General features: G+C 59.0%; 13 protein-coding genes, 3 tRNA genes and 1 pseudogene. 12 read left to right on the forward strand and 5 right to left on the reverse strand.

Annotated elements, in window-relative coordinates:
* Nucleotides 1-753 precede the first annotated feature (753 nt).
* From RZ35_RS18650 to RZ35_RS02765, 11 genes and pseudogenes are all read left to right on the forward strand, one after another.
* Nucleotides 754-2,313, forward strand: coding sequence for a phage tail tape measure protein (locus RZ35_RS18650; RefSeq protein WP_455709679.1), 1,560 nt, complete (start codon nucleotides 754-756; stop codon nucleotides 2,311-2,313).
* Nucleotides 2,313-3,206 (forward strand): phage tail protein, encoded by an 894-nt coding sequence (locus RZ35_RS02725; RefSeq protein ID WP_026741921.1) that lies wholly within the window; start codon nucleotides 2,313-2,315, stop codon nucleotides 3,204-3,206. The genes RZ35_RS18650 and RZ35_RS02725 overlap by 1 nt, the downstream gene beginning before the upstream one ends.
* Nucleotides 3,206-3,418: a tail protein X gene (locus RZ35_RS02730; RefSeq protein WP_026741922.1), complete on the forward strand. Its 213-nt coding sequence runs from the start codon at nucleotides 3,206-3,208 to the stop codon at nucleotides 3,416-3,418. The genes RZ35_RS02725 and RZ35_RS02730 overlap by 1 nt, the downstream gene beginning before the upstream one ends.
* Complete coding sequence (locus tag RZ35_RS02735; protein ID WP_026741923.1) at nucleotides 3,406-4,548, forward strand: phage late control D family protein; 1,143 nt, start codon at nucleotides 3,406-3,408, stop codon at nucleotides 4,546-4,548. The genes RZ35_RS02730 and RZ35_RS02735 overlap by 13 nt, the downstream gene beginning before the upstream one ends.
* A gap of 186 nt (nucleotides 4,549-4,734) precedes the next feature.
* Nucleotides 4,735-5,310, forward strand: coding sequence for a phage baseplate assembly protein V (locus RZ35_RS02740; RefSeq protein ID WP_026741924.1), 576 nt, complete (start codon nucleotides 4,735-4,737; stop codon nucleotides 5,308-5,310).
* Between the two features lie 383 nt (nucleotides 5,311-5,693).
* Entirely contained in the window at nucleotides 5,694-6,041 is a 348-nt protein-coding gene (locus RZ35_RS02745) for a GPW/gp25 family protein (RefSeq protein WP_026741155.1), read from the forward strand.
* Nucleotides 6,032-7,144, forward strand: coding sequence for a baseplate assembly protein (locus RZ35_RS02750; RefSeq protein ID WP_026741925.1), 1,113 nt, complete (start codon nucleotides 6,032-6,034; stop codon nucleotides 7,142-7,144). The genes RZ35_RS02745 and RZ35_RS02750 overlap by 10 nt, the downstream gene beginning before the upstream one ends.
* Nucleotides 7,137-7,712, forward strand: coding sequence for a phage tail protein (locus RZ35_RS02755; protein ID WP_026741926.1), 576 nt, complete (start codon nucleotides 7,137-7,139; stop codon nucleotides 7,710-7,712). Before RZ35_RS02750 ends, RZ35_RS02755 begins: the two co-directional genes overlap by 8 nt.
* Nucleotides 7,712-8,347 (forward strand): annotated as a pseudogene (locus tag RZ35_RS18655) (phage tail protein); the annotation flags it as partial. The gene RZ35_RS02755 and the pseudogene RZ35_RS18655, both read left to right, overlap by 1 nt.
* 150 nt (nucleotides 8,348-8,497) lie before the next feature.
* Nucleotides 8,498-8,776, forward strand: coding sequence for a gp53-like domain-containing protein (locus tag RZ35_RS18660; RefSeq protein WP_455709680.1), 279 nt, complete (start codon nucleotides 8,498-8,500; stop codon nucleotides 8,774-8,776).
* Nucleotides 8,777-9,190: a tail fiber assembly protein gene (locus RZ35_RS02765; protein ID WP_026741927.1), complete on the forward strand. Its 414-nt coding sequence runs from the start codon at nucleotides 8,777-8,779 to the stop codon at nucleotides 9,188-9,190.
* Nucleotides 9,191-9,446: 256 nt separating this feature from the next.
* On the opposite strand, the gene RZ35_RS02770 is transcribed toward RZ35_RS02765, so the two are convergent.
* Nucleotides 9,447-10,046 (reverse strand): tail fiber assembly protein, encoded by a 600-nt coding sequence (locus RZ35_RS02770; RefSeq protein WP_026741928.1) that lies wholly within the window; start codon nucleotides 10,044-10,046, stop codon nucleotides 9,447-9,449.
* On the reverse strand, nucleotides 10,046-10,531 hold the full coding sequence (locus RZ35_RS02775; RefSeq protein WP_026741929.1) for a phage tail protein: 486 nt from the start codon (nucleotides 10,529-10,531) through the stop codon (nucleotides 10,046-10,048). Before RZ35_RS02775 ends, RZ35_RS02770 begins: the two co-directional genes overlap by 1 nt.
* A gap of 37 nt (nucleotides 10,532-10,568) precedes the next feature.
* Here RZ35_RS02775 and RZ35_RS02780 point away from each other — a divergent pair, with 37 nt between their 5' ends.
* The gene (locus RZ35_RS02780; RefSeq protein ID WP_026741930.1) at nucleotides 10,569-11,138 is read left to right on the forward strand and encodes a recombinase family protein; all 570 of its coding nucleotides are present in this window, start codon (nucleotides 10,569-10,571) and stop codon (nucleotides 11,136-11,138) included.
* A 781-nt stretch (nucleotides 11,139-11,919) separates the two neighbouring features.
* Here RZ35_RS02780 and RZ35_RS02785 read toward each other — a convergent pair.
* The 3 genes from RZ35_RS02785 to RZ35_RS02795 form a co-directional block, all read right to left on the reverse strand.
* Nucleotides 11,920-11,995 (reverse strand) — tRNA-Lys (locus tag RZ35_RS02785).
* 7 nt (nucleotides 11,996-12,002) lie between these two features.
* A tRNA-Val gene (locus RZ35_RS02790) sits at nucleotides 12,003-12,078 on the reverse strand.
* Nucleotides 12,079-12,121: 43 nt separating this feature from the next.
* A tRNA-Val gene (locus RZ35_RS02795) sits at nucleotides 12,122-12,197 on the reverse strand.
* Between the last annotated feature and the right edge of the window lie 24 nt (nucleotides 12,198-12,221).

Here is a 12,221-nt window from a genome sequence, read left to right on the forward strand (position 1 = left end):
GCGTCCCCCATCGTGGACTGGGTCAAGGCTTATGCGGAACAGCAGGCCAGCCTGCGCAATATCACCGTCAGCAGCGGGTTGTCCGGCACACAGGAACAACAGATTGCCGACGCGCTGCGGGAGTACTCGCTGCAAAGCAGTCAGCGGCAGTCGGCCCTGACAAGCGGGCTTGAGACGCTGATCGAGGGCGGTGTCGACCCGATGAAGGGCAAAGACTTGCTGGGGGTCGTCGGCACGGCCGCTGCGGCCACGCAGGCGGACATCAAGCAGATGGCGCAACTGGGCGCGGCCTTCAATACCCTGAAATTTGACGGTAAACAAGCCGTCACCGGTGCGTTCGACCACATGCTGTCCGGCGCCAAAGCGGGCGATCTCGACGTAGCCTCGCTGTCGTCATCGCTGCCGGAACTGGCGGGCAGCTTCGAACAGAACGGCATCACCGGCGACGCGGCGCTGAGCCAGATTGTCTCCAGTTTGGCGGTCGGCAAAGCGGCGTCGGGCAGCGACGACACCGCTGTCGCCAATCTCAAAGGATGGCTGGAGAGCGTTAATAGCAACGACATCGGCGAGCGCTATGCGTCGGCGGGCGTGAATTATCAGGCGTCGATGGCGGACTACATCAAGCAGGGATTCTCCACCTACGAAGCCTCGCTGATGATCGGCCAACGGCTTATCGACGACAAAGGCGAGAAGTTCAAGTCGGAATGGCAAGCCGCCGTGGCGAAAGGCGATATGGCGACGCAGGAGCGCCTGATGGCGAAGTCCGGTCTGTCCAAGGTCTTCGACAACAACCAGGCGGTGTCGCATCTGCTCAATATGCGTCAGAACTGGGACGACTATCAGCAGAATAAGCAGGCGATGCTCAGCCCGGAGGCGGAAGGGACGATGGCGCGGGATGCGTCGGCGCAGAACAACACGCTGAAAGGGCAGTGGCAGCATATGCAGGTGGCGGGCGACACCATGAGTCTCAGCGTGGGCGAAGCGCTCGCGCCGGCGCTGATGGCGGTCGGCGACGCCGTGATGCCGGTGTTGGATGGCTTTGCCCGTTGGCTTCAGCTGCATCCCGGCCTGATTCAGGCTGTCGTCGTGGCCCAACAGGCGTTCTCCGTCTTCAAGGCCGTGTTCAGCGGGGTGCGTTATGCGTTGAACCTGTTGCATTCCGGCCTGACGCTGGCGCAGTCCGTCTTCACCCGTTTCGGCGGCGCGCTGAGGCAGGGTGTGCTGGCCGTCGGCCGGGTGGTGATGGGCGGTATGCGTGTGGTTTCAGGGCTAGTGCGATCCGGCCTGAGCCTGGCGCAGTCCGGCATTATGCGCTTTGGCGGCGCGCTGGGACGCGGACTGTTGATCGCCGGTCGGGCGGTAATGGTGTTCGGCCGCGCGCTGTTGATGAACCCCATCGGCTTGCTGATTACCGGCATTGCGGTCGGCGCCTACCTGATTTACCGCTACTGGGAGCCCATCAGCAACTGGTTCAGCGCGCGTTGGGAAGACGTCAAAAAAGCCTTCCGAGGCGGTATCGGCAGCGTGAGCAAACTGCTGCTCAACTGGTCGCCAATCGGCATCATTTACAAACTTTTCGCCGCCGTACTGAGCTACTTCAACATCAAACTGCCCAGTAATCTGAGCAACGCGGGCGGCAAAATGATCGGCGCGTTGTCGGCGGCCATCAGCCGAAAATGGGGGAGCGTCAAAGCCGTGTTCAGCGGTTTCGGCAGCTCGCTCAGTCAGTGGGCCTCCGAGCTGTGGGAAGGGCTGAAAACCAATTTCAGCGGCGGTATTGGCCGCCTGACCCAAATCCTTGTGGATTGGTCGCCCATCGGCATTTTCCACAAGCTGTTCGAGGGGGTTCTGAGCTATTTCGGCGTGGATCTGCCGGCCAGCTTCAGTGAGTTTGGCAGCAATCTGATCGGCTCGTTGATCTCAGGCATCACGGATAAATGGGAGAAGTTGAAAAGCGTCGTCTCGAATCTGGGCAGCAGCATCAGCGGCTGGTTTAACGATNAGCCGAAGGACGACGACAAGAGCTCGAACAAAACGATCACCCAACGTGAACACCCCGTGGTGACGCCGCCGCCGGCCCGCAAGACTGCGGCTGACGTCCCGCAGATGCCTGCGACGACCGGGGCCAACGCCAACGCGAAGGCCGGCGCGGGCGAGGGGCTGAAGCTGTCGTTTTCGCCGACCATCCATGTCAACGGCCAGCCTGCGACGGCGACGCCGGAAATTAAAAATGCGCTCAATCTGAGCCTGCATGAACTGGAAAAAATGATGCAGAAGGTGATGGAACAGCAGCAACGTCGGGGGTACGCATAATGTTTGCCGTATTGGGAGATATTGAATTCGAGCTGATCGCCTATTGGGACGGCTTCGAAGCGCAGTTCGGCGCGGATTACGCCGAACACGCCCGCATCGAAGGCAAGCCGGGCCTACAGTTCATCGGCGAAAAGCTGGATGAGATCAGCATCAGCCTGGTGTTCAACCAGATGTTCTGTACGCCGGACGTCGAGCTGGCGCGGCTGCGCAATCTGCTGCGATCGCATCAGGCGCAGGCGTTGGTCTTCGGCAACGGCGACTATCGCGGCTGGTTTGTGTTGACCCAGGTGCGCGCCACCAGTGAGCAGACCGACAAGTCCGGTAACGTGCTGGCGCTGACGGCGGAAGTGACGCTACGCGAGTATGTCGGCGACCCGAAAAATCCGCTGGCGGCGCCCGCCGTCAACACCGGCGTGCCGAACAGCCAGACGGTAGCGACGGCGACGGCCGCCGCATCCGGCATCGCCAGCGCGATCCGCACGGCGGTGGGCTACGTTCGCACGGCGCAGTCGGTGGTGAAAAACGTCTCAGCGGTAGTGCAGACGGTGCAGAAGATAAAGAACAATCCATCGCAGGCGCTGGGCCAGGTGCCGACGCTGCTGACCCAGATCGGCACCGCCGTTGAACCGTTGCAGAAAGCGGTGCCGGCGCTGGCGGCGGTCACCGCGACCTTCCCGGAAGTCAGCCGGGTGGCCAAGGCGGCGGATCAGGCCATCACCTTTGTGAAGAGCGCCCACACGGCGTTGTCGGGAATTAGCGTCAGTAACATCGACGACCTGTCGCCTGCGCTGGACGTGGTCGCCACCCAGCTCAGCGCCGCCGGTGACACGCTGGAGAAAGTCGCGCCGGTCGTGAGTTCGCTGACCGCCGCCATCACGACGAGGAGGATTTGATGTTTATCGAGCACATCACCACACAGGGCGAGCGCTGGGACGCGCTGGCCTACCGTTACTACGGCGATCCGCTGGGCTATGACCGCATTATCGCCGCCAATCCGCACGTGGCCGTCACGCCGGTGCTGGACTCCGGCATCATGCTGTCGATCCCGGTGATTGAACAGGCTGATGTCGNGCTGACGGAGGAGACGCCGCCGTGGCTACGCTGATCGCTCAACAGGCCGCATCGACGGCCAATCGGGAAGTGCCGCAGCCGATTTTCACGCTGTGGTATTTGCAAAAAGATATCACCAACGATATCGCGCCCTACGTCACGCGGCTGTCTTATACCGACAGCATCAAAAATGAGTCAGACACGCTGGAAGTGGAGCTGGACGACACCGATGGCCGCTGGATTGACGCCTGGTATCCGGGAAAAGGCGACACCCTGTCGCTAAAACTGGGCTATCGCGGCGACGCCCTGCGGGACTGCGGCACCTTCAGCATCGACGAGATCGACGTGCGCTCGCCGCCCTCGACCGTCTCGATGCGCGGGGTGGCGACCTCGGTCAAAACCGCGCTGCGCACCAAGTCCAGCCGGGGGTTTGAAGGCACCACGCTGGCGGCCATCGCCAACCGCATCGCCAAGAAACATAAGCTGACGCTGGTGGGCAGCATCGCGCCGATCCGCTTTGACCGCATCACGCAGTACGCGGAGACCGATGTCGCTTTTTTGCGACGGTTGGCCAGCGAGTACGGCTACGCGGTGAAGGTGACCAACACCCAGCTGATTTTCTCGCATCTCGGCGCGCTGCGCAGCCAGGAGCCGGTGAAGACGCTGACCCGCAACGACGTCGCCAGCTTTTCGGTGCGCGACACCATCAATCAGGTCTATGAGGGGGCGAAGATTAAGCATCAGAACCCCGCGAAAAAGCAGCTGGTGACTTACAAGGCCGACGGGACGCAGTCCACCGACGACAGCGAGACCAGCGCGGACACGCTCAACGTCAACAGCCGCACGACCGACAAGGACACGGCGGAGGCGAAGGCCAACGCGGCGCTGGACCAGCACAACGAACAGCAGGAAAGCGGCCAACTGACCGTGATGGGCGCGACGTCTCTGGTCGCCGGCAACAAAATTTCACTGAGCGGTTTCGGCCGCTTTTCCGGCAACTGGCTGCTGAATCAGGTACGACATTCGCTCACGCGCGACGGCGGTTATGTTAGCGAGCNGGAGATTGTCCGCGGCCCGGTCACCAAGGGCGCACGCACGGCGACGACCGGGCAATCCAACACGCTGTCCGTCTATCACCCTGATGGCAGTACCACGCAGACCACGAAAAAAGAGGGCGCATCATGATAAGAACGAACCATGAAGCCGTTCGCAGCGCGGTAACCCAAGGCGCTCGCAGGGCGTCGGCCGTTTATCAGCCTGACATCCGTACCACGTCCATCACAAAAAAAGAGGTCTGAGCATGATGAAAAAAGCGAACCACGCGAGCATTTACGCCGTGCGAGCACGGGCCAATCGTCAGGAGGGTGACCGATGACTTCGTTACGTGTCGGCACCGTGAGTGCCGTGGATGCCGCGGGCGTACGCGCCCGGGTGCGGCTGCCGGAGTGCGATAACCTGCGCACCGCCTGGCTGGAGGTGTTGCAGCGCAACACGCAAAATAACAAGGACTACTGGTTGCCGGACGTCGGCGAACAGGTGCGGGTGCTGCTGGACGATAACGGGGAAGACGGCGTGATCCTCGGCGCCATCTACTCCAGCGTCGACACGCCGCCGGTCGACAACGCGCAGGCCCGCGGTTGTACCTACTCGGACGGCGCGGCGTTCTATTATGATCGCGCCACGCACACGCTGACGGTCAACGGCGGTATTCAGCACATCATCATCGAAACGCAGGCGGACGTGGTGATTAAAACGCCGCGAGCTACCGTTGACGCGCCCGACACCACCTTCACCGGCAACGTGCTGGTTCAGGGGCAGCTCACCTATCAGGGCGGCATGGTCGGTACGACGGCGAGCATTCAGGGCAACGTCACCGTCAACGGCAACGTCAGCGCCTCCGGTTCCGTCATGGACGCGGGCGGCAACTCCAACCACCACTCCCACTAACGGTATGCGGAGAAGGGCGGGCAGAAACGGCCCTTCTCCGACACCCACATTCCACTCTCTCATCTCTCACCACCGAGACTCCACACGTTGTGCCATAACTCGACCTCCCCCTTGATCGTGTCCCCATCCCAGCACGAGGGGCGGCGGGAGAACAGCCTGTCGCCGGGCATCCTTTTTTGTCGTTTGAGGCGCGTTCTCCACTCCCGGTTTACGCCATTTTTCGACGCGTTCTTGCTCCCTTTTTGACCGTTTTGAGGCCGTGCTTCGCTCAGGCGATCCCTGGCTGGGCAAGGGCGGCCAACGCGTAATTTCCCGCTACGTCCCTCGTGCGCCTTTAACTGTGTTTACAAGCACTGGCGCGGGCTGGCGGGGATACTGAGCACATGAAAACGAACTCAATCTTCTGGCAACCGGCACTGCAACACCCCGGCGATTTAGTCGAGGGCGCCGCCGATATTGCTCAATCCATTTTCATTATTCTGCGCACCCCGCGCGGCAGCGACCCGCATCGTCCGGAGTTCGGCAGCGATTTGCATCGCTACCTCGACTACCCGATCGACCGGGCTATTCCGCACGTGGTGCGGGAGTCGGTTGAGGCCATCAAGCGCTGGGAGCCGCGCTGCAAACTGCTGGGCGTGAAACCCACGGTGGACGGCGAACATCTGACGCTGCGGGTGCAGTGGCGCACGGTCGCAGGCGTGGAACAACAAACGGAGCTGGTATGGCGTTAACAACAGAGCCTGTGTTTATCGAACGTGATGCAGAGGCGATCACGGCTGAAATGATTGCCCGCTATGAGGCGGACAGCGGCAAAACCCTCTATCCGGCGCAGGCGGAGCGCTTGCTGATCGACCTGATCGCCTATCGCGAAATGCTATTGCGCAGCGCCATTCAGGATGCGGCGAAACAGAATCTGGTGCGCTACGCGCGTGCGCCGATGCTGGATTATCTCGGCGAGCTGGTGGGCGTTTATCGCCTGGCCGCGCAGTCCGCGCAGACGACGCTGGCGTTTAGCGTCGACGCCGCGCCGCTGNCCGACGTGCTGATCCCGGCCGGGCTGCGGGTCAGCGCCTCCGACAGCGTCATTTTCGCGACCGACACGGACGCCGTGCTGAAAGCCGGCGAGACGAGCGTCAGCACCACGGCGACCTGCACCGACGCGGGCACCGTCGGCAATGGCTGGCAACCCGCGCAGATCAGTACCTTGCTGGACGATGTGAGCGACCTCCTCGACCTGCAGGTCAGCAACCTGACGGCCACCAGCGGCGGTTCCGAGCAGGAAGATGACGAGAAGCTGCGCGAACGCATCATGCTGGCCCCTGAAGCCTTCAGCACCGCCGGTTCCCGGCTGGCGTACCGCTACCACGCGCTGAGCGCGCACCCGGACATCGTCGATGTCGCGGNGGTGTCGCCGACGCCGGGGACGGTCGAGCTGTACCCGCTGATGTCCGACGGGCTGCCGGATGAGGCGGTGCTCACCGCCGTCGAGAGCCTGTGCTCGGCCGAGAAGGTGCGTCCGCTGACCGATACGGTCACCGTCAGCGCGCCGGAACGGGTGGATTATGCCATTCATGCGCAGCTGGTCATCAAGCGCGGCGAGTCCTCCGAGTCCGTGAAAGCCGCGGCGGAAACCGCAGCCGCCGCGTGGGTTCAGGCGCGGGCGGCGACGCTCGGCAAAGACATCGTGCTCAGCCAGATCCTGGCGGCGCTGTCGGTGAGCGGCGTCTACGACGTCTCGCTGACGTCGCCCACGCAGTCGCTGACGGTGGAAGAGCATCAGTGGGCGCACTGCACCGGTATCGACATTGTGGCGACGGGGGTGTCGGATGAGTGATCTGCCGCTTCCTCCCCCGCTGGCGGGGGACGCCAGCCTGACCGCGCTGGCGAATCTGGCCGAGCGCTGGGATGAGCTGGATCTGTCGGCGCTGATGGTTTACCTCGTCGACATCGTCGACAGCAGCGCCCTGGACGCGCTGGCCGAACAGTTTTCGCTGAAGGAAGACGGCTGGGTGCTGGCGGAGTCGGAAGACGCGCGCCGGGCGATGATCAAAACCGCCATCGAAATGCATCGCTACAAGGGTACTCCCTGGGCGATCCGTGCGGTGATCCGCAGCCTGGGCTTCGGCGAGGTCGAGCTGATCGAGCATATCGGACGCCTCAATTACGACGGCGAACGCCGTTACAACAACCTGTTCGTGTACGGCGACGACAGCAAATGGGCGGTTTACCGCGTGCTGTTGCAACAGCCGATCACCAACGATCAGGCGCAGATGCTGCGCCGCACGCTAGAGGCCATCGCCCCCGCGCGTTGCCATCTGGCCAGCATCGAATATACCGCCGTGCCGATTCGCTACAACCGCACGGCAATCTATGACAATAGTTACAACTACGGGAGTGCCTAATGGCAGAGTTAACAGAAAAAGCCGAGTGGACCGACGGGATATACCAGTTGGAAACCTCGGACCCGGTGGTGGGCGGCCCCGGCGGCATATCCAACCGTCAGGCGCAGGAACTGGCCTACCGCACGCGTTACCTGAAAGACAATTTGGACGCGACCAGCGCCGGTCTGGCGCAGCATGAGGCCGCGGCCGACCCGCATACCCAGTACGCGCCGAAGCTGAACCCGACCTTCAGCGGCATGCCGAAAGCGCCCACGCCCGCGAGCGACAGCAACAGCGATCAGCTGGCGACGACGGCGTTTGTGAAAAGCGTGGTGGCCGCGCTGGTCGACGGCTCTCCGGCGGCGCTGGATACGTTGAAAGAGTTGTCCGTCGCGCTGGGCAACGACCCGCACTTTGCGACGACGATAACCAACAGCATCGCGCAAAAAGCTCCGCTAAACAGCCCAGCGCTGAGCGGTATTCCGACCGCGCCGACCGCCGAACAAAGCGTGAACACCACGCAGATTGCGACGACGGCCTTCGTGAAATCGGCTATCAATGCGCTGGTTGACGGTTCGCCGGCCGCCCTGGACACGCTGAAGGAACTTTCCGCCGCGCTGGGCAACGATGCCAACTTCGCCGCCACGGTGACGAACTCGCTGTCCGGAAAAATGGAAAAAAGCCAAAACGGCGCGGATATCCCGGATAAAACGCGTTTTCTCGAAAACCTTGGTTTGGGGGATTTGTCCAAAGCGGGGGTTGCCACAGGATTATTAGCGACGCCCGGCTACGCGATTTTACCTTTGATGATTAGTGGCGTGAGAAAGAATCTCATTGTGCAGTGGGGATCTTTGAGAATGTCTTCGATAGTGGTGAACTCATTTAATAGGCAAAAATTTACATTTCCGATCACGTTTCCAACAGCGATAGTGGCGTTATCCAATTCAATCAGTACTGGGATTGCTCCTGCTTTGTTTACAAGCTCGTCAATTGAAGCCGCAACTCAAACCGGAGCTGAATGGATATATTCAACCGCTCAGGAAGGTTTGGTACCAGTGGTCAGTTACATTGCGGTGGGGTACTAAATGAAGATCTATTACAGCGCTCACGAAAATGGATTTTACATCGATACGATAAACTACGAGATTCCTGCGGACGTGATAGAAATCCCTGAATCAACATGGAATGAATTACTGACGGCGCAGGCCGCAGGTAAAATCATCATGGCTGACAATGGTGGATTGCCGATTGCGACTGAACGGCCAGCCCCCTCTGCTGAGGAATTAATCGTCGAAGCTGAAGCGAAAAAGTCGGTACTACGTGCCACTGCAGATTCGGCTATTGCGCCACTTCAAGATGCAGTGGACCTTGGGATAGCGTCCGAGGGTGAGTCAGCGATGCTTAACGCATGGCGTAAGTATCGAGTTTTATTGAATCGATTAGATACAAACTCGGCGGCTGAGAGTGAAATTGAGTGGCCTGAGTCACCATCTAAATAAACGAATCCATCAAATAAGAGTCATCGTTATTTTGACCACTACGGGAAGGTTTACCTTCCCGCTTTTATATTGCGCCGCCGGGGCCATCAAGTAAGTAGTAAGTGCCAAGTCAGGGCTATCAGAGTCCCCGTCAACGTAATGAAAATAAGAGAATTATGCTTATTCTTAATTTTCCCCAGAGGGCAATATCACTATCCAAAGAAACAAAAGGCCAGCCTGTTTCCAGACTGGCCCCTGTAGAGCGCTGATGGAGAAATTACTCTTCTGGTTGCGCAGGCCAGCTCACGTCAGGGGCCGTTGATACATCGACGGCTTTGACCGCGGATTTATAGGCCATCCACGCCGACAGTTTGGTTTTGTCGCTGTCGCTGATATCGCCGAGCATCAGCGCGATCCGCCAGTCCGACGTCACGGTATCTGCCTCAGTCAGCAGCGTTTGCCGGCGTTGTTCTGCTTGCGCGATCTCGCCTTCATGCTTTGCAGCAACGTCCAACACCCAGTTTGTCCCGTCCCAAACATCGTATTCCGTCGCGGGCGCAAGCAGCGTGGTATTTTCCGGATACGCTCCCAGCGTCGTCAGCGTGATGGGNTGCCGGGTTTGCGTGTTGTAAACCGTTTCGCCGCGATGGTCGCTGATATATTCCCATGCGGAACGCTCGGCGTTTCTACAAATGGCGTATCCCTCTTTAGGCACCAGCGGCGCATCGAAACAGGAATGCGCGGGCAGGCCGACGCCCACCGGCAGATATTGTGTAGTCGGGAAATGATATTCACCGGTTAACTCATTAAAATGGTAGACGGTGATATCCCCGGCCACCACGGCGATCAGGTCATGATTCAATTCGGCTGTCGACATTATGCGGCCCTCACGATGTAGTTAAATGCGATGTTGCGGGGTCTTGTTTCATTTCCTCCGGTATTTCCCAACCAGACGTAAGTCCACGCTCGACTCCCTTCTCTAAGTCCGCCATCTACGCCTTCATTGTTTTGATCAGTGAAAGCAATGAACCTTGTTGTGGCTGTTCCATATTCATTAATGAAACCATGGTTGTGCGATTTGAGCTCATCGCCTTGAGCAGCGAGTAATGCCCGCCCGCCATCGACCCCGCGCCCACTATCCCAACCACGGATAAACTCGCCGCGCAGGTCCGGTAATTTGAGTTCCGGATACACCTGCGCCAGCTTCGGGTATTGGGCGGCGGTAAAGCTCGAACCGTTGCACTGGAGCCATCCCGCAGGGACCGTCGCGGACGGCCAGGGAATCGGGGTCCCCACCGGTAGCGCAGAGCCTTCCCCCAAACCAAGGTTTTCGAGAATGCTTATAGCGACATGATTTGCCACAATCCCCCGTCATCACAGCCGTTGATCGGGAGGGAAAATGGCAAAAATCGGCTATATGAGGGTGTCAACAATTGACCAATCCAACCATTTACAGCGCGATGCGTTAATTAGCGCAGGTTGTGACCAGATTTTCGAAGACCGAATGAGCGGCAAGGTCGAAAACCGACCAGGGCTGAAACGTGCGCTGAAGTGCATGGAAAAGGGCGATTCGCTTATCGTATGGAAGCTGGACCGATTGGGGCGCAGCGTGAAGAATCTTATCGCGCTGATCTCTGAGCTGCACGATCGCGGGATACATTTCCGTTCCCTGACCGACAGTATCGATACCGGCACGGCGATGGGCCGCTTTTTCTTTCATGTCATGAGCGCGCTGGCGGAGATGGAACGAGAGCTGATCGTCGAGCGCACACTGGCGGGCATGGCCGCCGCTCGCGCGCAGGGGCGGATAGGAGGAAGGCCGAGGGCATTGTCTCCGACGGACCGCGAGATGATCGGCCGTCTATTGGCTAATGGTTATAATCGACAACAGATTTCGATTACATACGGCATCGGTCGATCCACGCTCTATCGCTATTTCCCTGCCGGGAAAAAGACAGACGGTGCCTGAAGCGCAGTCCATCATCGTTGGCGAATGTTTGTGGTTTCCGCAGTCAATAATCAATGGGTTATCGAAAGAGGCGATGAGGTTCGGCCGGTTGTGACGCTTATGATTCGTGAAATCGACGTGGCCGTCCGCATGAATATGATGCCCGCTTCCCAAAGGTCATAACGCTGAAACTCGTCATCGCTCACTGTGCTCTTGGACGGGGAGCTACCGTAATGATGTCTCGGACACCCTATACTCCGTGACTTCTCCCAGGATTCATCCCACCCAAACGAACCGACGCAGACAATTGTCACGCGTTGAAAGGTTATATTGAAGTCGAGGTAGAGGAGGGCGAGCGTAACGTTGGAGGCACCAGAGTCGAAAATCCGCGGCACATGAGTGACGGCTTTTTCCTCTCTCCACAATTGTCCGGCTAAAAAACCGCCGAAAATCCGTTGCAACCACGGAAAAACCGTCTACCTACAGTTATCACACACCTTCCTCGAGAATTATTGTGGCTGGGATCAGGTGATAGAAGAGGCTAAGTTCTGAGCAAAAAGGGAATGGAGTATGGCTGCCATGAAGAGTCCAAAGTTTTAATTCAGTGCTGATGGTGGAAGATTTTGAACACAGGGACATAAATATATACTGAATATATATCAATATAATCAATTGATTGTGTTGATAGGTAGGGGGCTGTCTCGCTTCGCTCGGCTCGAATCTGAACGCAGATTCTCACCCGCACGATGCGTGCGATATGTGAGACGGAGGTGCTTATTGAGATTTGAAAACAAACTTGGGATGGTGGGTCGTGCAGGATTCGAACCTGCGACCAATTGATTAAAAGTCAACTGCTCTACCAACTGAGCTAACGACCCGCAGAAGTGGTGGGTGATGACGGGATCGAACCGCCGACCCCCTCCTTGTAAGGGAGGTGCTCTCCCAGCTGAGCTAATCACCCNCTTCTGTAACACATTTTAGAGACCAAGGCGCTGGCTGATAAGTGGTGGGTGATGACGGGATCGAACCGCCGACCCCCTCCTTGTAAGGGAGGTGCTCTCCCAGCTGAGCTAATCACCCACTTATCACACTTAATCTCTTCAC

It is taken from the genome of Lonsdalea quercina subsp. quercina, assembly GCF_000688655.1.
Taxonomy (GTDB): Bacteria; Pseudomonadota; Gammaproteobacteria; order Enterobacterales; family Enterobacteriaceae; genus Lonsdalea; species Lonsdalea quercina.